The 23,574-nt window shown below is 72.9% G+C and carries 23 protein-coding genes; 11 read left to right on the top strand and 12 right to left on the bottom strand.

Annotated features, from left to right (window positions below; translation table 11 throughout):
* The first annotated feature begins 42 nt into the window (after nt 1–42).
* A complete protein-coding gene (locus BA062_RS09360) occupies nt 43–1,107 on the top strand; it encodes an MFS transporter (protein WP_245959742.1) in 1,065 nt (354 codons plus the stop codon).
* On the opposite strand, the gene BA062_RS09355 is transcribed toward BA062_RS09360, so the two are convergent.
* Nucleotides 1,082–1,921: a metallophosphoesterase family protein gene (locus tag BA062_RS09355; RefSeq protein ID WP_110337146.1), complete on the bottom strand. Its 840-nt coding sequence runs from the start codon at nt 1,919–1,921 to the stop codon at nt 1,082–1,084. The two genes, BA062_RS09360 and BA062_RS09355, sit on opposite strands and share 26 nt — an antisense overlap.
* Nucleotides 1,922–2,096: 175 nt before the next feature.
* Between BA062_RS09355 and BA062_RS09350 the strand changes: the two genes are divergently transcribed.
* Nucleotides 2,097–3,698, top strand: coding sequence for an ABC-F family ATP-binding cassette domain-containing protein (locus tag BA062_RS09350; RefSeq protein WP_110335666.1), 1,602 nt, complete (start codon nt 2,097–2,099; stop codon nt 3,696–3,698).
* A gap of 75 nt (nt 3,699–3,773) precedes the next feature.
* Here the strand turns inward: BA062_RS09350 and mshC are convergent, their stop codons facing one another.
* Both mshC and BA062_RS09340 read right to left on the bottom strand, forming a co-directional pair.
* On the bottom strand, nt 3,774–5,012 hold the full coding sequence (mshC, locus tag BA062_RS09345; RefSeq protein WP_110335665.1) for a cysteine--1-D-myo-inosityl 2-amino-2-deoxy-alpha-D-glucopyranoside ligase: 1,239 nt from the start codon (nt 5,010–5,012) through the stop codon (nt 3,774–3,776).
* Between the two features lie 9 nt (nt 5,013–5,021).
* Complete coding sequence (locus BA062_RS09340; protein ID WP_110337144.1) at nt 5,022–5,633, bottom strand: TetR/AcrR family transcriptional regulator; 612 nt, start codon at nt 5,631–5,633, stop codon at nt 5,022–5,024.
* Nucleotides 5,634–5,727: 94 nt separating this feature from the next.
* On the opposite strand from BA062_RS09340, the gene BA062_RS09335 reads away from it, so the two are divergent.
* The 3 genes from BA062_RS09335 to BA062_RS09325 are packed head-to-tail and all read left to right on the top strand — an operon-like array spanning nt 5,728 to nt 8,554.
* A complete protein-coding gene (locus BA062_RS09335) occupies nt 5,728–7,083 on the top strand; it encodes a cytochrome P450 (protein ID WP_110335664.1) in 1,356 nt (451 codons plus the stop codon).
* Nucleotides 7,084–7,127: 44 nt separating this feature from the next.
* On the top strand, nt 7,128–8,306 hold the full coding sequence (locus BA062_RS09330) for a S8 family serine peptidase (protein ID WP_110335663.1): 1,179 nt from the start codon (nt 7,128–7,130) through the stop codon (nt 8,304–8,306).
* A 32-nt stretch (nt 8,307–8,338) separates the two neighbouring features.
* Entirely contained in the window at nt 8,339–8,554 is a 216-nt protein-coding gene (locus BA062_RS09325; protein ID WP_110335662.1) for a hypothetical protein, read from the top strand.
* Nucleotides 8,555–8,634: 80 nt separating this feature from the next.
* On the opposite strand, the gene BA062_RS09320 is transcribed toward BA062_RS09325, so the two are convergent.
* Nucleotides 8,635–10,605, bottom strand: a complete 1,971-nt coding sequence (locus BA062_RS09320; RefSeq protein WP_110335661.1) for a vWA domain-containing protein — start codon at nt 10,603–10,605, stop codon at nt 8,635–8,637.
* A complete protein-coding gene (locus BA062_RS09315; RefSeq protein WP_110335660.1) occupies nt 10,602–12,002 on the bottom strand; it encodes an ATP-binding protein in 1,401 nt (466 codons plus the stop codon). The genes BA062_RS09320 and BA062_RS09315 overlap by 4 nt, the downstream gene beginning before the upstream one ends.
* Before the next feature lie 73 nt (nt 12,003–12,075).
* On the opposite strand from BA062_RS09315, the gene BA062_RS09310 reads away from it, so the two are divergent.
* Nucleotides 12,076–12,870 (top strand): hypothetical protein, encoded by a 795-nt coding sequence (locus BA062_RS09310; protein ID WP_110335659.1) that lies wholly within the window; start codon nt 12,076–12,078, stop codon nt 12,868–12,870.
* Here the strand turns inward: BA062_RS09310 and BA062_RS09305 are convergent.
* Entirely contained in the window at nt 12,867–13,907 is a 1,041-nt protein-coding gene (locus BA062_RS09305; RefSeq protein WP_110337141.1) for a ferrochelatase, read from the bottom strand. The genes BA062_RS09310 and BA062_RS09305 overlap by 4 nt on opposite strands.
* Before the next feature lie 86 nt (nt 13,908–13,993).
* Here BA062_RS09305 and BA062_RS09300 point away from each other — a divergent pair, with 86 nt between their 5' ends.
* The 3 genes from BA062_RS09300 to BA062_RS09290 all read left to right on the top strand — a co-directional run bounded on the left by BA062_RS09300 (nt 13,994) and on the right by BA062_RS09290 (nt 16,236).
* Nucleotides 13,994–14,566 carry a TetR/AcrR family transcriptional regulator gene (locus BA062_RS09300; RefSeq protein WP_110335658.1) on the top strand — a complete coding sequence of 191 codons (573 nt, stop codon included), beginning with the start codon at nt 13,994–13,996 and terminating at the stop codon, nt 14,564–14,566.
* Between the two features lie 72 nt (nt 14,567–14,638).
* The gene (locus tag BA062_RS09295) at nt 14,639–15,811 is read left to right on the top strand and encodes a Cmx/CmrA family chloramphenicol efflux MFS transporter (protein WP_110335657.1); all 1,173 of its coding nucleotides are present in this window, start codon (nt 14,639–14,641) and stop codon (nt 15,809–15,811) included.
* A gap of 26 nt (nt 15,812–15,837) precedes the next feature.
* Complete coding sequence (locus BA062_RS09290; protein WP_110335656.1) at nt 15,838–16,236, top strand: nuclear transport factor 2 family protein; 399 nt, start codon at nt 15,838–15,840, stop codon at nt 16,234–16,236.
* 74 nt (nt 16,237–16,310) lie between these two features.
* On the opposite strand, the gene fabI is transcribed toward BA062_RS09290, so the two are convergent.
* Together fabI and fabG are read right to left on the bottom strand one after the other, a co-directional pair.
* Nucleotides 16,311–17,078 carry an enoyl-ACP reductase FabI gene (gene fabI / locus BA062_RS09285; RefSeq protein WP_110337139.1) on the bottom strand — a complete coding sequence of 256 codons (768 nt, stop codon included), beginning with the start codon at nt 17,076–17,078 and terminating at the stop codon, nt 16,311–16,313.
* Between the two features lie 38 nt (nt 17,079–17,116).
* On the bottom strand, nt 17,117–17,821 hold the full coding sequence (fabG, locus tag BA062_RS09280; RefSeq protein WP_110335655.1) for a beta-ketoacyl-ACP reductase: 705 nt from the start codon (nt 17,819–17,821) through the stop codon (nt 17,117–17,119).
* 139 nt (nt 17,822–17,960) lie between these two features.
* Here fabG and BA062_RS09275 point away from each other — a divergent pair, with 139 nt between their 5' ends.
* Nucleotides 17,961–18,383, top strand: coding sequence for an acyl-CoA thioesterase (locus tag BA062_RS09275; RefSeq protein ID WP_110335654.1), 423 nt, complete (start codon nt 17,961–17,963; stop codon nt 18,381–18,383).
* Here BA062_RS09275 and BA062_RS09270 read toward each other — a convergent pair.
* Entirely contained in the window at nt 18,380–19,963 is a 1,584-nt protein-coding gene (locus tag BA062_RS09270) for an alkaline phosphatase D family protein (RefSeq protein ID WP_110335653.1), read from the bottom strand. The two genes, BA062_RS09275 and BA062_RS09270, sit on opposite strands and share 4 nt — an antisense overlap.
* A gap of 111 nt (nt 19,964–20,074) precedes the next feature.
* On the opposite strand from BA062_RS09270, the gene BA062_RS09265 reads away from it, so the two are divergent.
* Nucleotides 20,075–20,536, top strand: coding sequence for a tRNA (cytidine(34)-2'-O)-methyltransferase (locus tag BA062_RS09265; RefSeq protein ID WP_110335652.1), 462 nt, complete (start codon nt 20,075–20,077; stop codon nt 20,534–20,536).
* Nucleotides 20,537–20,539: 3 nt separating this feature from the next.
* On the opposite strand, the gene BA062_RS09260 is transcribed toward BA062_RS09265, so the two are convergent.
* From BA062_RS09260 to BA062_RS09250, 3 genes are read right to left on the bottom strand one after another with little or no spacing between them, the layout of a single operon-like run.
* The gene (locus tag BA062_RS09260) at nt 20,540–21,520 is read right to left on the bottom strand and encodes a VWA domain-containing protein (protein ID WP_110335651.1); all 981 of its coding nucleotides are present in this window, start codon (nt 21,518–21,520) and stop codon (nt 20,540–20,542) included.
* Nucleotides 21,517–22,467 carry a DUF58 domain-containing protein gene (locus BA062_RS09255; RefSeq protein ID WP_110335650.1) on the bottom strand — a complete coding sequence of 317 codons (951 nt, stop codon included), beginning with the start codon at nt 22,465–22,467 and terminating at the stop codon, nt 21,517–21,519. Before BA062_RS09255 ends, BA062_RS09260 begins: the two co-directional genes overlap by 4 nt.
* 9 nt (nt 22,468–22,476) lie before the next feature.
* On the bottom strand, nt 22,477–23,544 hold the full coding sequence (locus BA062_RS09250) for an AAA family ATPase (protein WP_110335649.1): 1,068 nt from the start codon (nt 23,542–23,544) through the stop codon (nt 22,477–22,479).
* Between the last annotated feature and the right edge of the window lie 30 nt (nt 23,545–23,574).

The following is a 23,574-nucleotide window of genomic DNA, read 5'->3' as shown; positions in this document are numbered from 1 at the left end:
TCGCTGTACGTCGGTGCGCTGCTGGGGCCGTTCGGGGGCGGTGTGGTCGCCGCGATCCTGCCCGAGATCGGCGCGAGCTTCGCCGTGTCCCCGTCCGTCGCGGCGTCGGCGCTCACCGCCTACCTGGTGCCGTTCGCGGCACTCATGCTCGTGTCCGGCACGCTCGGGGAACGCTGGGGGCAGGCGCGGACCATCCGCCTCGCCTACGTGGTCTACGCGGTGGCGGCCGTGGGCGCGGCGCTGGCTCCGTGGTTCTGGCTGTTCCAGGTCACGCGCGGGGTACAGGGCTGCGCGAACGCGTTCACGCTGCCACTGCTGATGGCCAAGCTCGCCGAGGGAACCCCGCAGGCGCGCCTCGGCAGGGCGCTGGGCCTGTTCGGGGCCATGCAGGCGGTGGGCCAGACGTCGGCGCCGCTGGTCGGCGGGCTGGCCGCCGAGGCGTCGTGGCGGTGGGCGTTCGCCGGGATCGCGCTGGTCGGCGCCGTGCTCGCGGCGTGCCCGCTGCCGCCCGACCAGGCCCAGGACGCCTCGCGGCCGACGCGCCTGCGCGACTCCTGGCGGCGGGACGTCCTGCTGCCCGGGCTCGTCGGACTGGTCGGCTGGGCCTGCCTGTCCGGCGTCTCGTTCCTGGTGGCGTTCCGGCTGGAGGACGCCTTCGGGCTGTCGTCGGGGCTCCGGGGCCTGGTGCTGACCGGCTTCGGTGTCGCGGGCATCCTCACCGCGCGCGTGGTGGGCGGGGTGAACGACCGGTACGGGCCCCGGCCCTCCGCGGTGACGGGCCTCGTCGCGGGCGCGCTGCTGCTCGCGGCCATCGGGTTCGTCGACTCACTGGCCGTCGCGGCGGCGTGCTGGGCGGTGGCCGGCTTCTGCGGCCAGCTGATCATGGTGGCGATCAACTCGAGCGTGCTCTCCGGCGGGGAGCGGGGCCGGGGCGGCGCGATCTCGGTGGTGCAGGCCATGCGCTTCGTGGGCATGGCGGCCGCCCCGGCGGCGTTCACGGCGCCCTACCACCACGCCGCCGCGCTCGGGTTCGGCCTGCCCGCCGCGTTGCTGCTGCTCGTCACGCCGTTGACGGTGGTGCTCAGGCGAACCCGTTCCCGAGGATGATCCGCACCGGCACCGCTCCCCTCGCGCGCTTGCGCCATTCGCGTGGGTAGCCGAGCGAGACCTCCTCGAAGCGCACCCCGTCGCGCCGCGTCGTGCGCGGAATGTGCAGGTGGCCGTACACGGCGACCTCGGCGCGGTAGCGCACGTGCCAGTCGGCGGTCGCGGTGGTGCCGCACCACATGGCGAACTCCGGGTAGTGCAGCGGCTCGGTGGGATGCCGGTGCAGCGGCCAGTGCGACATCAGCACCGTGCCGTGGTCGGCGGGGACGGCGTCGAGCCGCTTCCCGGTGACCTCCAGCCGCCGCGCGCACCACGCGGAGCGGCTCGGGAAGGGCTCGTGGTGCAGCAGGAACTCGTCGGTGCAGACCACGCCGGCTTCCCTGGCCTGCTCCATCGCCACGTCCAGCGGCTCCCCCTCGGCCGCCGGGGTGCGCCAGCTGTAGTCGTAGAGCAGGAACAGCGGCGCGATGGTCAGCGGGCGCTCGGCGTAGGGCCACACCGGGTACTCGTCCTCGGGGGTGAGCACGCCGACGTCGCGGCAGCGGCGCACCAGCTCGTCGTAGCGGTCCTGGCCGCGGTGCTGGTCGGGGTCCTTCCCAGTCGTCCACAGCTCGTGGTTGCCCGGGACCCACACCACGGTGGCGAACCGCTCGCGCAGCCTCGCCAGCGTGTCCACCACCGCCGACATCCGCTCCCCGACGTCACCAGCGACGAGCAGCCAGTCCTCCGGGGAGCCGGGGCGGATCTGGTCGACGAAGGGCTCGTTGCCGTTGTGCGTGACGTGCAGGTCGCTGGTGGCGTACAGGTTGGGCACGCCGACCACCGTATCCCGCCGAAGCCGATCACCCGGTGGCCGCTAATTCGGTGGCGCGCCCGCGGCCCGGGTGGCTAGCCTGGACGCATCATGAAGAGCTGACCCGAGCCCTCACCCGCGTCCGAGGCCGTTCGCCCGGCGGGTGTCCCCTTCTCACCCGGGCCGGTGATGCTTCATGTCCACTTCCCTTTCCCTGCGTGCCCGCGACCTCGCGTTCGCCTACGGCGATCGCGTCGTGTTCCGGGGCGTCGACCTCACCGCGAGCGCGGGCCAGCGGCTCGGCCTCGTCGGCGAGAACGGCGTCGGCAAGTCCACGCTGCTGCGCCTGCTCGCCGGGCTCGAACGGCCGCAGGCCGGTTCGGTGGTCGGCGGCGGGGACCTCGGCTTCCTCCGCCAGGAGCTGCCGTTCCCGGACACGGCCCGCGTCGCCGACGTGCTCGACGACGCGCTCGCCGAGATCCGGGCGGCCGCCGCGCGGCTCGACGTGCTGAGCGAGCGGCTGGCCGAGGATCCCGGGGACGCGGCCGCGCTGGAGGAGTACGGCCGCGTGCTGGAGTGGGCACAGGCCCACGAGCTGTGGGACGCCGACCGGCGGGCGAAGCTCGTCTGCGCGGGGCTCGGGCTCGGCGGGATCGAGCCGGAGCGCCCGCTCGGCAGCCTGTCGGGCGGGCAGCGCTCGCGGCTCGCGCTCGCGGCGCTGCTCGTCCGGCAGCCCGAGACGCTGCTGCTGGACGAGCCGACCAACCACCTCGACGACGCGGCGATGGAGTTCCTCGAACGGCACCTGTCGGCGTTGTCCGGGATCGTGGTCGTCTCCTCGCACGACCGGGTGTTCCTCGACGCGGTGTGCACGGACATCGTGGACCTCGACCCCGCGCTCGGCGGGCCGGCCCGCTACGGCGGGCGCTACTCGGACTACCTGGAGGCCAAACGGGCGGAGCGGGCGCGCTGGGAGCAGCGGTACGCCGAGGAGCAGGAGGAGCTCAAGCAGCTGCGGCACTCCGTCGCGGTGACGGCGCGGGACATCAACCACAACCGTCCCGCCCGCGACAACGCGAAGATGGCGTACGACTTCAAGACCGGCCGGGTGCAGAAGCAGATCTCCCGCCGGGTGCGCAACGCCCAGCTGCGGCTGGCGGAGCTCGAGCGCGACCAGGTGCGCAGGCCGCCGCGGCCGCTGCGGTTCGCGGCGCCGCTCACCGGCAGGCCCGCCGAGCAGCGGCTGGCCCTGTCGGTGCGGGACCTCGACGTGCCCGGCAGGCTGCGGCTGGGCGAGCTGGACGTCGGCACGTCGGCGCGGCTGCTGGTGACCGGCGGCAACGGCACCGGGAAGTCGACGCTGCTGGCGGTGCTCGCGGGCAGGCTCGCCCCGGCGGGCGGCACCGTGCACCGGGCCCGTGGCCTGCGGGTGGGGCTGCTGGAGCAGGACGTCACGTTCGCCGATCCCACGCCGACGCCCCGGCGGCTCTACGCCGGGGCGGCCGGTGAGGCGGCGCCGGCGCTGTCGTCACTCGGGCTGATCGCGCCGAGGGACCTCGACCGGGAGGTGGGGAGGCTGTCGGTGGGGCAGCGACGGCGGCTTGCGCTGGCGATGCTGCTGGCGAGCCCGCCGCACGTGCTCCTGCTCGACGAGCCCACCAACCACATCTCGCTCACCCTCGCCGAGGAACTCTCGGAGGCGCTGGAAAGCGCACCGGGTGCGGTGGTGGTCGCCTCCCACGACCGCTGGCTCCGCCGCTCCTGGCAGGGCATCGAACTCGCCCTGCCGGCCGGCTGACCCACCTGCCCCCAAGGCCACCTTTGTTGCGTTCAACGCAACAAAGGTGGCCTTGGGGGACGGACGGCGAGGGCGCTAGAGGGCGACGCCGAGGAGGGCGTCGACGGCGGCGCGGAGCCGGGCGGGCGCCTCGGTGTCGGTGCCGCGGCGGCCCAGCGCCTCGGTCACCCACGCGTCGACGGCGGCGAGCGCCTTCGGGGTGTCGAGGTCGTCGGCGAGGTGGTCACGCAGCCGGGCCACGGTGTCGTCGACGGCGGGGCCCGCCTCCAGCGACACGGCCTCACGCCAGCGGGCGAGCCGCTCCCGCGCCGCGGCGAGCAGCCCGTCGGTCCACGCGCGGTCGTCGCGGTAGTGCCCGGCGAACAGCGCCAGCCGGATGGCCGCCGGGTCCACGCCGTCGGCCCGCAGCCGCGACACGAACACCAGGTTGCCCTTCGACTTCGACATCTTCTCGCCGTCGAGGCCGATCATCCCGGCGTGCACGTAGTGGCGGGCGAACGGACGCTCCCCCGCCAGCGCCTCGGCGTGGGCCGCGCTGTACTCGTGGTGCGGGAACGCCAGGTCGGAGCCGCCGCCCTGGACGTCGAAGCCCATGCCGAGGCGGCCGAGCGCGATCGCGCTGCACTCGATGTGCCAGCCGGGGCGCCCCTCCCCCAGGTCCGACTCCCACGACGGCTCGCCGGGCCGCGCCATCCGCCATAGCAGCGCGTCGAGCGGGTCGCGCTTGCCCTTGCGCTCGGGGTCGCCGCCCCGTTCGGCGAAGAACCGCGCCATCGTCTCGGCGTTGTAGTTCGACTCGTAGCCGAAGTGGCCCGTGAACGAGCGGTCGAAATACACGTCCGGGTACTCCGGGTCGTCCGCACGGTACGCCGCACCGCTCGCGAGCAGCTTGCCGATCACCTCGACGATCTCGGGGATGCTCTCCACCGCGCCCACGAAGTCGCGGGGCGGCAGCACGCGCAGCGCCTCCATGTCCTCCCGGAACAGCGCGGTCTCCCGCATGCCGAGCACCACCCAGTCGTCCTGGTCGCGCTCGGCACGCTCCAGCAGGGGATCGTCGATGTCGGTGACGTTCTGGACGTAGTGCACCTCGTGGCCCGCGTCGAGCCACAGCCGGTGGACGAGGTCGAAGGCGAGGTAGGTCGCGGCGTGCCCGAGGTGCGTGGCGTCGTAGGGGGTGATGCCGCAGACGTACATCCTGGCGACGCGGCCGGGCGCCGTGGGCCGCAGCTGACCGGTCGCGGTGTCGTGGAGGCGTAACGGGCGGGGCGTTCCGGGGATACGGGGCACGGCAACCGATGACCAAGTCTGCATACCCCAACACTAAGCGGAAACGTCGTCCGCCTTCCCGCGTGGTGGGAACGACGCCGACCACATCGCCCCGAGACCGGCGAGCAGCTCCTCCGCCGTGGGGGCCGCCTCGGGGTCGAGCAGCCACTGGACGGACAGCCCGTCGCAGATCGCGATCACGAAGCTCGCGACGGCGAGACAGCGGGGGTCGTCGGGCGGGGTACCGTCGCCGAGGGACTCCGCGACCAGGCCTGCGACGCGCTCGCGGCAGCGCCGGTACTGCTCCGCGAACTGGCTGCGCAGGTCGGGGGTCCGCTCCGCCTGCGCGAGCGCCTCGACGTAGGAGAGCAGCAGCTTGCGTTTGCTGGTGAGGCTGCCGAGCAGCGCCGCCCACGTGACGTGCCCGCGTTCGACGGGCGAGGCCGACGGGTCGGCCATCGCGAGGTCGGCCAGCTGGTCGGTCCACTCCTCGAAGACCTGGCCGATGGCGGCGTTGAGCAGCCCGGCCTTGGAGCCGAAGTGGTAGCCGATCGACGCGAGGTTCGTGCCGGAGGCCGCGACCAGGTCACGCGTCGTGATGTGCGCGTAGCCCTTGTCCTCCAGCAGCCGCCGGGCCGCGACGAGGAGGTCTTCCCGATGGCCCACGCCCGCAGCGTACCCGGCCGCGGGCGTGACCCTGGACACCCGATCTATACGCGCGTATAAAACGCACGTGTAGATCACTGGCGAAGGAGCACCTGTGACGACCGAGACGACGACGCCCGGCGTGCGCATCGAGAACCTCACCGCCACCGCCCCGCCGCCGGGGCCACGGCTCCCGCTGGCCGTCCAGACCGTGCTGTTCGGCTCCTACCGGCACCGCTGGATGCCGAGGCTGCGCCGCCGACACGGCGATGTCGTGCGGCTGCGCATCTACCCGGAGCGCCACGTCGTGCAGCTCGCCGACGTCGACCACATCCGCGCCGTCTTCGCGGGCCCCGCCTCGGTCTTCCACGCGGGCGAGGGCAACGTGATCCTCAAGCCGGCGATGGGCGAGCACTCGGTGCTGCTGACCGACGAGGACGTGCACCTGCGTGCCCGCAAGCTGTTGATGCCCGCGTTCAACGGCGCCGCGCTGCGCGGCTACCGCGGCCTCGTCACCGAGCTCACCGAGCGGGAGGTGCAGCGCTGGCGGCCGGGCACGCCGTTCTCCTCCCACCCGCGCATGCAGGCGCTGACGCTGGAGATCATCCTGCGCGTCGTGTTCGGCGTCGCGGAGGGACCCCGGCTGGAGGAGCTGCGGACCCTGCTGCGCCGGATCGTCGACGTCGGGCCGGTCGACCTGCTCGGCTGGCACAACCCGAAGCTGCAGCGGTACGGGCCGTGGAAGCGCTACGCGATCGCCCAGCGGCGCACCGACGAGCTGCTCTACGCCGAGATCGCCGAGCGCAGGCGCGCGGGTGACCTCGGCGAGCGCCACGACGTGCTGTCCCGGCTGCTCGCCGTCGAGGGCACCGACGGCGAGGGGCTCACCGATGCGGAGCTGCGCGACCAGCTCATCACCCTGCTGCTGGCGGGGCACGAGACGACCGCGACCGCGCTGGCGTGGGCGTTCCATGAACTGGCCCGCGAGCCCGCGCAGCTGGCCGCCGCCACGCGCGCCGCCGACGACGGCGACGAGAAGTACCTGGAGGCGGTGGCGAAGGAGTCGATGCGGCTGCACCCGGTGATCTCGGAGGTCGCCCGCAAGCTCACCCGCGACATCGAGGTCGGCGGCTACCGCATCCCGGCGGGGCACACGGTGATGCCCTCGATCGCCCTCGTGCAGGCCGACCCGGCGCACCACCCCGGGCCCGGCGCGTTCCGCCCCGAGCGCTTCCTCGGTGACGGCCCGCCCGCGGGCACGTGGTTCCCGTTCGGCGGCGGGGTCCGCCGCTGCCTCGGGGCCGGATTCTCGTTGCTGGAGGCCACGGTCGTGCTGCGGGCGGTGCTCTCCCGCTTCCACCTGACGCCCGACCGCGCCCGTCCCGAACCCGCGAAGGCCCGCAACATCACGATGGTGCCGAGTCGTGGCGCCCGCGTGATTGTCACGCCGCGTACCCGGCTCGTAACATAGGAGGTTTCCTCCCACTCCCCAACTGAAGACAGAAGGTGGCGGCCATGACCAGTGGCGCTGACAGCGGGACCAGACGGTATCTCGTACTTCTCGAGGAGGACTCCTCGGCCGCGGCGGTGAGCACCTTCGCCAGCGTCGCCGGCCTGCATCCCGCCAGTACCGCCGACGTGCTGGGGACCACCGCGATCAGCCTGCTGTCCGCCCCCGACGGGCTCCTGCTGCACGAACTCGGTGTCGCCGTGGTGACCGCGGCCGCCGACCAGGCCGACGCGCTCACCCGCGCCGCCGGGCAGGGCCCGCTCGCGCTCGTGGAACCCGAGCGCACCGTGCACGCCTACGCGGCACCGGCCGTCGAGCCGGAGGACACCGTCGACGAGACCACGTTCACGTGGGGCCTCCAGGCGCTCGGCGCGCCGCGGAGCACGGCCACCGGAAAGGGCGTCCGCGTGGCCGTGCTCGACACCGGCGTGGTCGTGGACCACCCCGACCTCGCCGGGCGCACGCTCGTCACCAGCTCGTTCGTCGACGGCGAGCCGGTGGACGACGAGCACGGGCACGGCACGCACTGCGTCGGCACCGCGTGCGGGCCGCGCACGCCGTCGACCGGGCGCGGCTACGGCGTCGCCTACGAGGCGGAGATCTACGCGGGCAAGGTGCTGAGCAACGCCGGATCGGGCACCGACGGCGGCATCCTCTCCGGCATCCAGTGGGCGATCAGCAACCGCTGCGCGGTGGTATCGATGTCGCTCGGCGCCGCCACGCAGCCCGGCGACCCGCACTCGCGGATCTTCGAGACCATCGCGAGCAGGGCGCTGCGGCAGGGCACGCTGATCGTCGCGGCGGCCGGGAACGAGAGCAGGCGCGCCGACGGGCACATCGCGCCGGTCGGCCACCCCGCCAACTGCCCGTCGATACTGGCCGTCGGCGCGATCGACGTGCACCGCGCGGTCGCCGACTTCTCGTGCGGCACGGTCGATCCCGGCAACGCGGTCGACCTCGCGGGCCCCGGCGTGGACGTCTACTCCAGCTGGACGATGCCCGAGCGGTACAACACCATCAGCGGCACCAGCATGGCCACGCCGCACGTCGCGGGCGCCGCCGCGCTCGCCGCGCAGCGGCACGGGGCCCGCGGCTGGGAGCTGTGGGCACGGCTTTCCCAGTCGGCCCGCCGATTGCCGCTACCCTCGACGGATGTCGGCGCGGGGCTGGTGCAGGCACCCTGACCGCGCCGCCCGACCCCGACGGGAGGTGCATCGTGACCAGGGTGATCGTGTCCGTCGCCGACGAGAACCTCGGCACGCTCGACGACGTGGTGTCGGACCTGCGGCAGGCTGGGATGTCCGTCGACGGTGTGCAGGAGCTCCTCGGCACCGTCACCGGTTCCGTCGACGCCGACACCGTCCTCGCCGCGCTGCAGGACGTGCCGGGCGTGGCCGACGTCGAGCTGCAACGGGACGTCCGGCCGTCCTGACGTCGCCGCCTAGGAGCGCGCTGAACAACCACTGCCCTACTGCGCGACGCTCGCTACGGGCGGGGTCGTTCAGCACACTCCTAGCGGCGGTTGCGGAGGTAGTCGCCGACCACCGCGGCGCCGAGCCCGTCGAGGTCCGGAGCGAGCACGCGGCCACCCGCGCGGCGCGCCAGCAGGTCGACGAACGCCGCCAGCCGAGGGTCGTCGCCGAGCCGGAACACCGACACCGCCGCGCCCAGCTTCGCCAGCCTGTCCACTTCGGACAGTGTCTTGAGCAGCGTGCGCGGGCTCGGCGGGTAGTCGAACTCGGCCACGCCGTCCTGCTCCAGGTGGGCGGTCGGCTCGCCGTCGGTCACCATCAGCACCACCGGCTGCGCGTCCGGATGCCTGCGCAGGTGCCTGCCCGCGAGCAGCAGCGCGTGGTGGGCGTTGGTGCCCTGTTCCCACGCGCCCTCCAGGCCCACCAGCTCGGCCAGCTCCACCGGTGCGGCGTAGCGGCCGAACGTGATGAGCTGCAGCGCGTCGTTGCGGAACCGCGTGGAGATCAGCTGGTGCAGCGCGAGCGCGGTGCGCTTCATCGGCAGCCAGCGGTCCTCCTGCACCATCGACCACGACGTGTCCACGCACAGCGCCACGGCGGCGCGGGACCGGTGCTCGGTCTCCACCACCTCGACGTCGGACACGTCGAGCCGCACGGCGCCCGAATGCCGGCTCGCGGCCGTGCGCAGCACCGCGTTGCGCACGGTGCGCGACACCGCCCACGGCTGGGTGTCGCCGAACCGCCACGGCCGGGTGGAGCCGTCCGGCTCCCCCGCCGCACCCGCCGACGTCGTGTCCCGGTCGCCGCTGCGCCCGCGCAGGGCACGCACCACCTCGGCCAGCGCCGTCTCCCCGAGGCGCCGCAACGCCTTCGGCGACAGGCGCAGCGAGCCGTCGGGCGCACGCTCGAACAGGCCCTGCGCGCGCAGCTCCCGTTCCAGCTCCGCGAGCCTGCGGGCGTCCACGCCGGCCTCCTCCCCGAGCTGACGCTCCAGCGCGTCGAGGTCGATGTCCTCCAGCCGTGCGCCCGGATAGGCCTGCGACAGCTGCTCGGCGAGCGCGTCCAGCTCGGCGAGGTCGGTCATCGCCCGCGCGCCCTCGCCCAGCCCCAGCGGGTCGTCGCCCCGGAAGCGGGCCGAGGACGTCCAGTCCTCACCGGGACGAAGGCCGCGCAGCTGCTGGTCCAGTGTGGACAGTTGCTGCGCGATGCGCGGGTCGCCGAACGCCTGCTGCGACAACTGTGCCAGCTCGGCGCGCTGCTCCGGCGTCATCGAGTTGAGCATCCGCTGTGCCGCCGCGGCGCGCGCGGCGAGCACGTCGATCAGCTCCTCCACGTTCTGGGGGTTCTCCGGGAAGAACTCGCCGTGCCTGCGCATGAACTCCGCGAAGCGCTCGTCGATGTCGGAGAACCCCTGCGCGTGCGCCGACAGCAGCGCGTTGAGGTCGGCGAGCATCTGGTTGACCCGCTCGACGTCCTCGGGGCTCGTGGACTGCAGGGCCTGCTTCATGCCCTCGAAGCGCGACTCGAGCAGCTCCTTGCCGAGCAGCTCGCGGATCCGCTCGTAGTTCTCCCGCCCGGTCTCCGAGGTCCACTCGTAGTTCGCGAGATCGCTCACGGCGGCCGCCGTGCCGGGCGGCAGCGCGTCGAGCTGCGCCTCACGGAAGCGCGCGTCGTCGGACGGGTCCGGGAACAGCGCGCGGCGTTCGGCGTCGAGCGCCTCGTCGAGCAGGCGGCGCACCTCCTGCAGCGTGCCGTCGAGCCGGTGCCGCCGCTGGATCTCCGAGCGCCGCTGCCAGACCCGCCGGGTCAGCTCGTCCAGCCCCGCCGTGCGCCGGGTGCCCCGGCGCAGCAGCTCCTCCAGCGCCGAACGCGGCGAGGAGCCCGCCATGACGTCGCGGCCGATCTCGTCCACGGCGTCACGCAGATCCACCGGAGGCGCGAGCGGGTCGGGCCCGTCGTGGTAGGGCCCGTAGGCGTAGCTCTCCGGGTTCTCCGGCGGCCGGGCACTCACGGCCCGTACACCGTCGTCGCGTCGTCGGCGTCCTTCGCGAGCCTGCGGGCCAGGTAGAGCGACTCCAGGGCGAGCTCGACGGCCGAGGCGATGCGGCCCGGCGCGTCGTCCGACGAGACGCCCGCGCGCTGGGCGACCTCGTGCAGCACGGGCAGCTCCGGCAGCGCGGACAGCACGTCCCGGCCGGGCACCCGCTCGCCCGTGGCCACCAGGTGCCCGTCCGCGACGGCCTCGGCCAGCGGCCGCAGGTCCAGTCCGGCGAACCGGTCACGGGCGGTCTCGGCGATCGCCAGGCGCAGCAGGTGCACGAGGTGCTCGGTCTCGCGCCCCTCCTCCCCCGGCTCGAACTCGATCTTGCCGCGCAGCACGGCGGGCACGGCGTCGAGATCGACCGGCCTGGCCACGGCGGGGTGCTCGCCGGTCAGCGCCGAGCGCCGTAGCGCGGCGGCCGCCACGGTCTCGGCCGCCGCCACGGCGAACCGGGCCGACACGCCGGAACGCTGGTCGACGACGCTGGACTCGCGCAGGTTCCGCACGAAACGGGCCAGCACCTCCAGCAGCGGGTCACCGACCTCCGCCTTGAGGTCGGCCTCCTGCTTGACGACGCCGACCTCGGCGGCGACATCGAGCGGGTAGTGCGTGCGGATCTCGGCGCCGAAGCGGTCCTTGAGCGGCGTGATGATCCGGCCGCGGTTGGTGTAGTCCTCGGGGTTGGCCGTGGCGACCAGCAGCACGTCCAGCGGCAGCCGCAGCGTGTAGCCGCGGACCTGGATGTCGCGTTCCTCCATCACGTTGAGCAGCGCGACCTGGATCCGCTCGGCGAGGTCGGGCAGCTCGTTGATCGCCACGATGCCGCGGTGGGCGCGCGGCACGAGGCCGAAGTGGATCGTCTCGGGGTCGCCGAGGCTGCGGCCCTCGGCGACCTTCACGGGGTCGACGTCGCCGATGAGGTCGCCGACGGAGGTGTCGGGCGTGGCGAGCTTCTCGGTGTAGCGCAGATCCCGGTGCAGCCACGCGACGGGCAGGTCGTCGCCGAGTTCGGCGGCGCGGCGCTGCGACGCTGGGGTGATCGGCTGGAGCGGGTGCTCGGCCAGCTCGGAGCCCTCGATCACGGGGGTCCACTCGTCGAGCAGCCCGGCCAGCGTGCGCAGCAGGCGGGTCTTGCCCTGGCCGCGCTCGCCCAGCAACACCACGTCGTGCCCGGCGAGCAGGGCCCGCTCGAACTGCGGCAGCACCGTGCGCGAGAAGCCGACGATGCCGGGCCACGGATCGGCGCCCTCCCGCAGTGCCGCGAGGAGGTTGTCGTGGATCTCGGTCTTGATGCCCTTGGGGGCGTACCCGGCGGCGCGCAGCTCGCCTGCGGTACGGGGCAGGTCAGCGGGTGGAGACTGGGTCACGGCCTCGACGCTACTGCCGGTTCCGCCCGGCGTCGACGTGGACCAGCTCCAGCCCCGGGTACTCTCGATCTCTGTGTGTTGTCCCAGCGCGACCCTTGCCGTCTGGTCCTCGGCGTGGCTGCACGGCGCCGCCGCCTCCGACAACGCGCTCGACGCCCTGCTCGCGTGGGGCGAGGCGCACGAGGTGGTGGCGGCGGAGCAGGCCGTGGCCGACGTCTTCGACCTGCCGGTGACGGGTGACTTCCCCGCGACCCCCGCGCAGCTGCTCGCCGCGCTGCGCAAGCTCGGCGCCACGGCCGCCCGGCTCGTGCTCCCCGTTCCCGGTGACGTTCGCGGCCTCGGCGGAGGCGGTGCGTTCACCGACGCCGCGCTCCGCGCCGGTGAGGCCGTCGTGTTCCCCGGCCTCGGCTACGGCCTCGTGCCGCACGCGATCGCGGAGGGACTCGTGCGCTGGACCGTGTATCCCGTGGCGACGGAGTCGCCGCTCGGCCACGTCGGCATCGCCGACGCCGAGCACGGTCTCACCGACGCGATCAGGGACAGCGCGGGCGCGCTGCAGTCGCTCGACGTCGCCAGCGACCGGCCGGGCGTGCGCGCCGAGCTGTCGGCGAAGCTCCGTTCGCGGCCCGCGCCCGACTGGCCGCCCGGTACCCCCGGCCGCGCGCTGCGCGTGCTGCAGCGGGCCGAGGAGATCGGCGCGATCCTCGCACTGGCCTGCGCCGACGAACCGGGGGGCGCGCTGTCGGCGTCCGCGGCCACGCGCAGGGCCGACGCGCTGCGCCCGCTGTCCGAGGCGGTTCGCACCGCACGGTGCGCGGCCGTGAACGAGGCGGTGCGCGTCTTCGCCGACCAGGCCAGCCGCTCCTAGGAAGGCCGCTTCACCGCTTCGCAGCAGCCGGCGGCGCACGGCTCGCCGTTGGCCGTGCCACCCGAGGCCGGGAACGCCGAGAGCTTGCGGGCCTGTGCGCCCGCGGTGTGCTCCCTGACCAGCTCCGCCACCAGCTCCGCGAACCGCGGGTCGCCGTTGGGTGTGGCGGCGCGCGCGAAGCGCATGCCGAGCTCGCCCGCGCGGTCGGCGGCCTCGTTGTCGAGGTCCCAGATCACCTCGAGGTGGTCGGAGACGAAGCCCACCGGGCACACCACGACGGACGTGACGCCCTCGGCGTGCAGCGCGTCGAGGTGGTCGACGATGTCCGGCTCCAGCCACGGCACCTGCGGCGGGCCCGACCGCGACTGCCACACCACGTCGTAGCCCTCCACCCCGGCCTCGGCGGCGACGAGCCTGGCCGCCTCGGCGATCTGGCGGGAGTAGCGGTTGCCGCCCTCGGCGGGCGGGCCGGAGGTCACGTCGGCCGACAGCGGCACCGAGTGCGCGGTGAACACGGTGCGCGTGCCCTCGGCGTCGCCGAGCTGGGCGTGGGCGGCGCGCACGGCGTCGGCGAAGGAGGACACGAACAGCGGGTGGTCGAAGAACTGCCGCAGTTTCACCAGTTCGGGTGCCCCGTCGCCGACCGCGGCCCTGGCGCGGGCGATGTCCTCGTCGTACTGGCGGCACGCGGAGTACCCGCCGTAGGCGCTGGTGGGGAACACGAGCGCGCGGCGGACGCCGTCGGCCTTCATCGTGGCGACGGTGTCCTCGACCATCGGGTGCCAGTTGCGGTTGCCGAAGTACACCGGCAGCTCGATGCCCTGCGCGGCGAGCTCCTTCTCGACGGCGGCGATGGCTTCGCGGTTGAGCCGGTTGATCGGCGACACCCCGCCGAAGTGGTGGTAGTGCTCGGCGACCTCGGCGAGCCGCTCGGGCGGCACGCCCCTGCCCCGCGTGACGTTCTCGAGGAACGGCATGACGTCGTCCGGCCCCTCCGGACCGCCGAAGGACAACCACAGCAGCGCGTCGTAGTTCACGACGTTCATCTTCTCGCTGTGGCCGCCCCCACGCAGGACCGGGTCAGCGTTTTGCATCGATCGGTCCAAAACGCTACGGTGAGCCCATGCCACGTCCACGGGAGTTCGACGAGGCCGTCGCCGTCGAGAAGGCCATGCACGCTTTCTGGGACCACGGCTACGAAGGCACCTCCACCGCGCAGCTGTGCGAGGCGACCGGACTGAGCCGCAGCAGCATCTACAACACCTTCAGCAGCAAGCACGCGCTGTTCCGCCTGTCGCTGCGGCACTACATGGACAGCGCGACGCAGCGCAGGCTCGACCAGCTCGCCGAGGACCGTCCCGTCCGGGACAAGATCAGGGACCTGTTCGCCCAGACCATCGACGACGAGTACCGCTCACCGCGTGGCTGCCTGGTCGTGAACACGGCCGCGGAGCTGGGCGGGCGCGACGCCGAGATCAGCGAGGACCTCCGCCGCGACACCGAGCGCCTGACCGCCGCGATCCGCGACGCGATCGAGGTGGGCAGGCGCACCGGCGAGATCGCGAAGGACAAGGATCCGCTCGCGCTGGCCCGGTTCGTGCACACCACGGCGGGCGGCCTGCGCGTGATGGCCCGCAGCGGCGCCGGCCGCGCCGCGCTCGAGAACGTCGCCGAGGTCGCCCTCGCCGCACTCTGACCCCTCCGGCCCCGCGCCGGACGTTCCGCCTGCCCGCATTTTGAACCGACTGATACAAAATTGGGAGAAGCGTTGCCACTGGCCATCTACGTACTGGGGCTGAGCGTCTTCGCGCTCGGCACCTCGGAGTTCATGATCGCCGGGCTGCTGCCGTCGATCGCCGCCGATCTCGGCGTGTCGATCCCCGACGCCGGCCTGCTCGTGTCCGCGTTCGCGGCCGGCATGATCGTCGGCGCTCCCCTGCTCGCCGCCGCCACGCTGCGCCTGCCGCGCAAGCTGACGATGCTCGCGATGCTGGCCGTGTTCGCGCTCGGGCACGCCGGTGGCGCGCTCGCGCCGACCTACGAGGTGCTGTTCGCCAGCCGTCTCGTCTGCGCGCTCGCGTGCGCGGGTTTCTGGGCCGTCGCGGCGGTGACCGCCATGAGCCTCGTGCCGGCCGGCCGCCGGGGCCGCGCGATGGCCGTGGTGGTCGGCGGGCTCACCACGGCCAACGTGCTGGGCGTGCCCGCGGGCACGTTCGTCGGCCAGCACGGCGGCTGGCGGACGGCCTTCTGGGCCGTCGGCGGGCTCGCGATCGTCGCGTTCGCCGGTGTCCTCGCGCTGATCCCCGCCTCGGCGGGCCGCACGGGCGAGCGGCCGAGGCTGCGCGCGGAACTGCGCGCCTACCGCGACCGCGAGGTGTGGCTCGCACTCGTGATCAGCGCGCTGACGGTCGCGACGAGCATGGCCACGTTCAGCTACCTCGCTCCCCTGCTGACCGACGTCACCGGTCTCGCGCCGGGCTGGATCCCGGTGCTGCTCGGCGTCTACGGCGTCGGCGCGCTCACCGGCGTCACCCTCGGTGGGCGCCTCGCCGACACGAGACCGCTCACCACGCTGGCCGCCGCACTCGGCGGGACGCTCGTCGTGCTGGTGCTGATCGGGCTCGCCGCGTCGAGCGCGCCGGTGACCGTCGTGGCGATCTTCCTGCTCGGCCTGCTCGGCTTCGTCACCAACCCGTCCCTCAACACGAGGGTGTTCACGCTCGCCGGCGACGCACCCACGCTCGCCGGGGCGACGAACGTGACGGCGTTCAACGTCGGCATCGTCGTGGCGCCCTGGCTCGGCGGGCTCGCGATCGAGGCCGGGTCCGGCTACGCGGGCGTCGCGTGGGTCAGCGTCGCGCTCGGGGTCGCCGCACTCGCCGGGGTCGCGCTCGCGGCCGCACTCGCCCGCCGCGCCCCCGTCCCCGCACTCGTCCGGTGAACCCGCAACCCACGGAAAGGAACCACATGACCACGAGAGAGACCGTCGACGCGCTGTTCGCCCGGCTGGCGCGGGGTGATCTGGCGGGCACGCGCGCGCTGTTCGCCGACCACGTCGACTGGGACATCCCCGGCGCCACCGGCATCGTGCCGTGGATCGGCCGCAGGCGCACCGGCGATGAGGCCGCCGCGTTCTACGCCACGCTCGACGAGCACCTGGAACGCGACATCTTCGAGGTCGAGCGCGTCTTCGTCGACGGCGAGCACGCCGTGGCCACCGGCCACCTCCGGTCGGTGGTCCGGACCACGGGCAGGGTGATCGAGACGCCGTTCACGATCCAGCTGACCGTCGTCGGCGGCCGCATCACCCGCTACCTGATCCTCGAGGACAGCCACGCCGTCGCCGAAGCGGCCCGCCCCCGCTGACAGCGCAACGGCCCCCAAGGCCACCTTGGTTGCGCTCAACGCAACCAAGGTGGCCTTGGGGCCACGTGACAGGGCTACTGGCCGGTGGCGTGGACCCCGCCGTCGACCATGATCATCGAGCCGGTGGTGGCGGGCAGCCAGTCCGAGAGCACCGCGCAGATGCTCTTGGCGACCGGCGTCGGGTCGGTGGTGTCCCAGCCGAGCGGGGCGCGGTCGCCCCAGCCCTCCTCCAGCTCGCTGAAGCCGGGAATCGACTTCGCCGCCATCGTCTTCACCGGGCCGGCGGAGACGAGGTTGACGCGGATGCCCTGCGGCCCGAGGTCACGGGCCAGGTAGCGGTTCACCGACTCCAGCGCGGCCTTCGCGACACCCATCCAGTTGTAGGCGGGCCACGCCACGCGCGCGTCGAAGTCCATGCCGACGATCGACGAACCCGGCCCGAGCAGCGGCAGCACGGCCTTCGCCACCGCCTTGTACGAGTACGCCGACACGTCCACCGCCTTGCCGACGTCCTCGGACGGCGCGTCCAGGAACGGCGCGCCGAGGCAGCTCGCCGGGGCGAAGGCGATCGAGTGCAGCACCCCGTCGAGGCCGTCGACGTGCTCCCGCACGCGGTCGGCCAGCGTGGCCAGGTGCTCCTGGTTCTGCACGTCCAGCTCGATCACGGGCGCGGGCTCGGGCAGCCGCTTGGCGATGCGCTCGACGAGCGACAGCCGCCCGAAACCGGTGAGCACCACCTTCGCACCCTGCTCCTGCGCGACCCTGGCCGCGTGGAACGCGATCGACGCGTCGGTGATCACGCCCGTGATCAGCAGCCGCTTGCCTTCGAGCAGTCCGGACAACGAGTCCTCCACAAAGAAAGTCGGTAGGTGGGAAAAGATCAGTGGCCCATGCCGAGGCCACCGTCGACGGGCAGCACCGCACCGTTGACGTAACCGGCCTCGTCGGAGGCCAGGAACCGCACCGCGTTGGCGACGTCGGCGGCCTCGCCGTAGCGCCCCGCGGGGATCTGGGCGAGCGCCGCCTTGCGCTGATCCTCGGTCAGCTCGTTGGTCATGTCGGTGACGATGAAGCCCGGCGCCACGACGTTGGCCGTGATGTTGCGCGAGCCGAGCTCCCTGGTCAGCGACCGCGCGACGCCGACGAGCCCGGCCTTGCTCGCCGCGTAGTTCACCTGCCCCGCGCCGCCGGACAGCCCGATCACCGACGAGATGAAGATGAACCGGCCCCACTTCGCGCGCAGCATGTGCCGCGACGCGCGCTTGGCGACCCGGTAGGCGCCGGTGAGGTTCGCGTCGACGACGCGCGTGAACTGTTCCTCGCTCATGCGCATCAGGAGCGTGTCGTCGGTGATGCCCGCGTTGGAGACGAGCACCTCGACCGGCCCCTGGTGCTCCTCGACCTGCTTGAACGCCGCGTCGATCTGCTCGGTGTCGGTGACGTCGGCCTGCACGCCGAACAGTCCCTCGGGGGCGCCGGAACCGCGGTGGGTCACCGCGACCTTGTGCCCGGCGTCGGCGAGACCGCGCGCGATCGCGAGCCCGATGCCGCGATTGCCGCCGGTGACCAGAACGGACCGTCCCACGTAGCAACTCCTCGTGTGCGAGCCTTGCGCTGTTGACGCCGTGAGGTTATCCGGTCGCGGCGCGCCGGTCGCGGGGGCAGCACCGATACCGCCAGGTAACCCCGCATGGCGTTGACCACAACGGCGTACCGTGCCCGGCATGGCTGATCTCCGTCACGAGCCGGTGGTGCACCTGCCGCTGCGGGTGCGCTACCACGAATGCGACCAGCAGGGCATCGTGTTCAACGCCCACTACCTCGCCTACGCCGACATGGCCGCCTTCGAGTTCTACAAGGTCGTGTTCGGGTCGACCTCCTACATCACCGACCGCGGCGTCGACATGGTCGTCGCCGAGACCAACCTCGTGTACCGCCGTTCCGCGCGGTTCGAGGACGAGCTCGTGGTGAGCCTGAGCATCGAGCACATCGGCAACACCTCGCTCGTGCTCGGCATCCGGATCCACCGCGGCCACGAGCTCGTCCTCGACGGCACCAACCGCTACGTGTGGGTGGACGTGGACACCCACCGGCCCACGCCACCCCCCGACGACGTCCGCAAGCTGCTGGACGCCGCGGCGACCTAACCCTTCTGGACGCCCGGCCTGCCGTCCTCGACGACGTAGCTGGCTCGGGTGCTGATCGGAGCGCCCGGCGTGGTCACGTAGGGCAGCACCCGGAAGTCGCTGCGCCAGCGCTGCCGGTTCACGTTCACGCGCACGTACCCGCGCTGGGAGTTGAAGAACTTCAGGTGCGGGTTCGCGGCCAGGAACGCGCGGCCCTGATCGGTCAGGTCCGCACCATTGCCGCCACTGGTGATCGACGTGCCGACGAACTCGCTGCCGACCGTGGCCGAGCCGGGGTCGGTGAAGTCGCGCTTGAGGTCCCACGCGTAGTTCTGGTGCCGGTCGCCGGTGATCACCACGAGGTTGCGGACACCGCGGTCCTGCGCCTCGGCCAGCATCCGGTCGCGCTCGGCGGCGTAGCCGTCCCACGGATCCATCCAGACCTCCGTGGCGGGGCCGGGGTCACGGTCGGTCTGCCCCATCGGGGCCTGGTTGCCGAGCACCTGCCACCGCGCGCTCGACGAGCTGAAGCCGTCGAGCACCCAGTCGCGCTGCGCCTCGCCGAGGATGGTGCGGCCGGGGTCGAGCCGGTCGGTGCAGACCGCCGACGCGCCGTCGCCGCACGGCTGGTCGTCGCGGTACTGGCGGGTGTCGAGCATCGTGAAATCGGCGAGCGTGCCGTAGGTGAGCCTGCGGTGCAGGTGCACCTCCGGGCCGGACGGCAGCTGCGCGATGCGGAACGGCATGTGCTCGTACATCGCCTGGAAGGCGGCGGCCCTGCGGGCCCGGAACGTCACCGGGTCCTCGTTGTTCTCCGAGATGTCGCCGGCCCAGTTGTTCTCCACCTCGTGGTCGTCGATCGTCATGATCCACGGGAAGCGGGCGTGGGCCTGCTGCAGCGGGGCCTCCGCCTTGTAGAGGCCGTACTGCAGGCGGTAACGGGCGAGGCCGACGGTCTCGGTGTGGAACTTCGGGTCGGTGGTGACGCCGCGCCGGTTGTTCGCGACGCTGTACTCGTACAGGTAGTCGCCGAGGTGCACGACGAGGTCGAGATCCTCCCGCGCCATGTGCTCGTAGGCGGTGTAGTAGCCGTCCTGCCACGCCTGGCACGACGCGAACGCGAAGTTCAGCTCGCGCGGGTTCGACCACACGGCCGGCGTCGTCCTGGTGCGGCCCGTCATCGAGATCTCGCCGCCGGTGCGGAAGCGGTAGAAGTACTCGCGGTCGGGCGCGAGGCCGTGGACCTCGGGGTGCACCGAGTGCCCCAGTTCCGGGGTGGCGACGACGCTGCCTCTGCGGACGACGCCGCGGAAGCGTTCGTCCACGGCCACCTCGTACTCCACCCTGACCGGCTTCGCCGGCATGCCGCCGGAGCCGTCGGCGGCGAACGGGTCGGGCGCCACGCGGGTCCAGAGCACGACACCGCCGGGCAGCGGGTCGCCGGAGGCCACGCCGAGCGAGAACGGGTTGGCCTTCAGCGCGGGCGCGGCGTACGAGCTCGCCGCGCTCCAGGCGCCGGTGCCGAGCAGTACCGCGGCGGCTCCGGCGCCGCCGTAGCCGAGGAACCGGCGGCGGGACACGGCGGAAGGGCGCGCGACCATAGGGGGGTCCTCCTGTGGTGGGGAAACGGGATCGGCAGAATCGTTGTTCGCCGACATGGCCACGGCGGGGCGCGGAACCGACGCGCGAGTGAACGGGAGAAGATCAACACTGTGTTCCGGATCGTCTTCTACCACCCCGAGATCCCGCCCAACACGGGCAACGCGATCCGGCTCGCCGCCAACACCGGCTGCGAGCTGCACCTGATCGAGCCGCTCGGCTTCTCGCTGGAGGACAAGTACCTGCGCCGCGCGGGACTCGACTACCACGACCTCGCCGAGGTCCACGTGCACGCCGACCTGGCGAGCGCGTGGAAGGCACTGGCACCGCGCGCGGTCTATGCCTTCACCACCAAGGCGACGCGCCGCTACACCGACGTCACCTACGCCGAAGGCGACGTGCTGCTCTTCGGGCCCGAATCGGTGGGGCTGCCGGAGGAGGTGCTGGCCGACGAGGCGGTGACCGACCGGCTGCGCCTGCCGATGCTGCCCACGTCGCGCTCACTGAACCTCACCAACACCGCCTCGATCGTGGTGTACGAGGCCTGGCGCCAGCTCGGCTTCGCGGGCTCCTGAGCCCTAAGGGAGCCGCTGGCCGATGAACAGCGAGCTGCCCGCCGCGCCGATGAGCACGATCGTGCCGAGCACCACCCACGGCCTGCTGGCGTCCACGTTCTTGGTCTCGTAGCCGATCTGCTCGCCGAGGCTGGCGTAGACCTGCTTGAGCTCGTCGGCCGTCGCGGCCTTGTAGAAGTCGCCGCCGGAGAGGCGCGCGATCTCCCGCATCGAGGCGTCGTCCACCTCGACGGGGACCTCCTTGCCCTCGATCTCCACCGAGCCGTGGGAGGTGCCGAACGAGATCGTGGTGACCGGGATGTCCTTCTGCTTGGCGACTCCGGCGGCGGTGAACGCTCCCCTCGGCGCGTACTCGTCCTGCGGCACGGTCTGCTTGCCGTCGGTCATCAGCACGATCCGGGCCGGCGGCGGCCCGTCGGCACCGCCGACCACCGAGGAGAAGCTCTCCACCGACTGCAGGGCGGCGAAGATCCCCTCGCCGGTGGCCGTCGACTGCGCCAGCTTGAGGTTGTCGATCGCGTGCACCACGCCGTCGCGTTCGGTGGTGGGTGCCACGAGCACAGTGGCGGTGCCCGCGAACGAGATCAGCCCCAGGTTCACGCCCGGCGTCAGCCCCTCCGCGAACGACCTCGCCGCGTCCTGCGCGGCCTTGAGCCGGGTCGGCTCGACGTCGGTGGCCTCCATCGACAGCGACACGTCGATCACGAGCATCACGGTGGCGCGGTTGCGCGGCACCTTCTGCTCGGCCGTCGGGCCCGCGAGCGCGAAGGTCAGCAGAATCAGCGACACGATCAGCAGCGACGCGGGCACGTGCCGGGTCCAGCCCTGGCTGCGCGGCGCCACCCGCTCCAGCAACGCCAGGTTGGAGAACCGCATGACGCGCCTGCGGCGCGCGCGCATCGCGTAAACGTAACCCGCCACCACGAGGCCGACCACGATCAGGAGCAGGAACCACCAGGGGGAGGCGAATCCGGTGAGGCTCATGAGGCGGCTCCGGACCAGCCGCGCTTGCGCGCCACCACGAACCGCACGACGTCGGCGATCCAGTCGGAGTCGGTGCGCAGCACGAGGTGACCGGCCCCGGCCTGACGCAGCGCGCGGGCCACCTCGGTGCGGTGGGCGTGCGCGGCGGCGGCGAACTCCTTGCGCAGCAACGCCGACGCGTTGACCTCGCGCTGTTTCCCGGTCTCGGGATCGGCGAGCACGACGGTGCCCACCTCGGGCAGGTCGACGTCGCGCGGGTCGAGCACCTCGATGCCCACCAGGTCGTGACGTGCCGAGAGCGCCCGCAGCGGACGCTCCCAGTTGGTGTCGCCGAGGAAGTCGGAGATCACCACGGCGAGCCCGCGCCGCCGGGGCGGCCGGCGCAGCTGCTCGATGAGCTGGGCGAGGTCGCCCCGCGTCCCCTCGGCGGCGCGGGGCAGCTCGGCGACCTTGCGGATGAGGTTGCGGGCGTGGGCGAGCCCGCCGCGTGGCGGGAGCCGCACGGTCTCGGCGCCGTTGGACAGCAGTGCGCCGATCCGGTTGCCGCCACCGCGGGTCAGGTGCGCGACCGCGGCGACGGCGCACACCACGAGGTCCCGCTTCTCGCACACGGCGGTGCCGAAGTCGAGGCTCGCGGAGAGGTCGGCGACCACCCACGTCTCCAGCTCGCGGTCGGCGATGCTCTCGCGGATGTGCGGCGTGGTCGTGCGCGCCGTGACCGCCCAGTCCATCCGGCGCACGTCGTCGCCGGGCTGGTAGGGCCGCGCCTCCCCGGGCTCGGAGCCGGGCCCCGGCACGAGGCCGAGGTGGTTGCCCTGGAGCAGGCCGTCGAGGCGGCGGCGCACGTCGAGCTCCAGCGTGCGCAGCCCGGCCTCGAGCCGGTCGCCGCGCAGCACCGGTGGCGCCCAGCCGGGCCGCCCGCCCTTGTCGTCGTTGATGGGACCCATGACCGCGCGTTACCTGCCGGGCGCACCTGCCGCGAGCGGCTGACCAGGCCCGCCCTGCGGCCGGGCCGAGACCTGGGGCAGCGGGACCGTCTGCAGGATCCTGGTCACGATGTGGTCGAGCGGCACGCCGTCGGCGAGCGCGTCGTAGGACAGCACGAGCCGGTGCCGCAGCACGTCGGGGACGACGTCGACCACGTCCTGCGGGAGCACGTAGTCGCGGCCGCGCACGAGCGCGAGCGCCCGCGCGGCGGCGATGATGCCGAGGCTCGCGCGCGGCGAGGCACCGTAGGACACCCAGCCGGCGACGTCGGTGAGCCCGTGCTCGCCGGGCGTGCGCGTGGCGAGCACGAGCCGCACGACGTAGTCCACGAGCGCGTGGTGGACGAACACCTGCGAGGCCACGCCCTGCAGCCGCACCAGTTCGGCCGGGCTGAGCACCTCGTGCGGCTCGGGCGGGGTCACGCCCATGCGGTAGACGATCTCGCGCTCCTCCTCCGCGGTCGGGTACTCGACCACGATCTTGAAGAGGAACCGGTCGCGCTGGGCCTCCGGCAGCGGGTAGACACCCTCGTTCTCGATGGGGTTCTGGGTGGCGAGCACCAGGAACGGGTCGGGCATCGGGAAGGTCTGGCCGCCGATCGAGACGTGCCGCTCGGCCATCACCTCGAGCATCGCCGACTGCACCTTCGCCGGCGCGCGGTTGATCTCGTCGGCGAGGACGAAGTTCGCGACGACGGGGCCGAGCTCGACGTCGAACTTCTCGCTGGCCTGCCGGTAGATGCGGGTGCCGAGGATGTCGGCCGGCACGAGGTCGGGCGTGAACTGCACGCGGGAGAACGAGCCGCCGACCACCCGGGCGAACGTCTCCACCGCGAGGGTCTTCGCCACGCCGGGCACGCCCTCCAGCAGCAGGTGCCCCTTAGCCAGCAGGCCCACCAGCATGCGCTCCACGAGCCGGTCCTGACCGACGATGACCCGTTTCACCTCGAACACCGTGCGCTCCAGCAGCTGCGCGTCACGGGCCGGGGTGCCTGGCTGGGCCGGGGCGGCGCCGTCGGAGTAGCCGGGCTCGGTCACACCTAACCTCCTCGCTGGTGATCTTCCTCT

The sequence above is a fragment of the Prauserella flavalba genome, from assembly GCF_003202235.1.
In the GTDB taxonomy this organism is placed as follows: Bacteria; Actinomycetota; Actinomycetes; order Mycobacteriales; family Pseudonocardiaceae; genus Prauserella_A; species Prauserella_A flavalba.
Note: the sequence above shows the minus strand (reverse complement) of the source record. Positions and strands in the feature narration are given on the sequence as shown.

What these genes read in the sequence shown, in the direction of transcription:
- BA062_RS09255 (WP_110335650.1), bottom strand. Translation starts at nt 22,467, where the DNA reads ATGGGTCCCATCAACGACGACAAGGGCGGGCGGCCCGGCTGGGCGCCA.
- BA062_RS09350 (WP_110335666.1), top strand. Translation starts at nt 2,097, where the DNA reads ATGTCCACTTCCCTTTCCCTGCGTGCCCGCGACCTCGCGTTCGCCTAC.
- mshC (WP_110335665.1), bottom strand. Translation starts at nt 5,012, where the DNA reads ATGCAGACTTGGTCATCGGTTGCCGTGCCCCGTATCCCCGGAACGCCC.
- BA062_RS09290 (WP_110335656.1), top strand. Translation starts at nt 15,838, where the DNA reads ATGACCACGAGAGAGACCGTCGACGCGCTGTTCGCCCGGCTGGCGCGG.
- BA062_RS09270 (WP_110335653.1), bottom strand. Translation starts at nt 19,963, where the DNA reads ATGGTCGCGCGCCCTTCCGCCGTGTCCCGCCGCCGGTTCCTCGGCTAC.
- BA062_RS09260 (WP_110335651.1), bottom strand. Translation starts at nt 21,520, where the DNA reads ATGAGCCTCACCGGATTCGCCTCCCCCTGGTGGTTCCTGCTCCTGATC.
- BA062_RS09300 (WP_110335658.1), top strand. Translation starts at nt 13,994, where the DNA reads ATGCCACGTCCACGGGAGTTCGACGAGGCCGTCGCCGTCGAGAAGGCC.
- BA062_RS09330 (WP_110335663.1), top strand. Translation starts at nt 7,128, where the DNA reads ATGACCAGTGGCGCTGACAGCGGGACCAGACGGTATCTCGTACTTCTC.
- BA062_RS09275 (WP_110335654.1), top strand. Translation starts at nt 17,961, where the DNA reads ATGGCTGATCTCCGTCACGAGCCGGTGGTGCACCTGCCGCTGCGGGTG.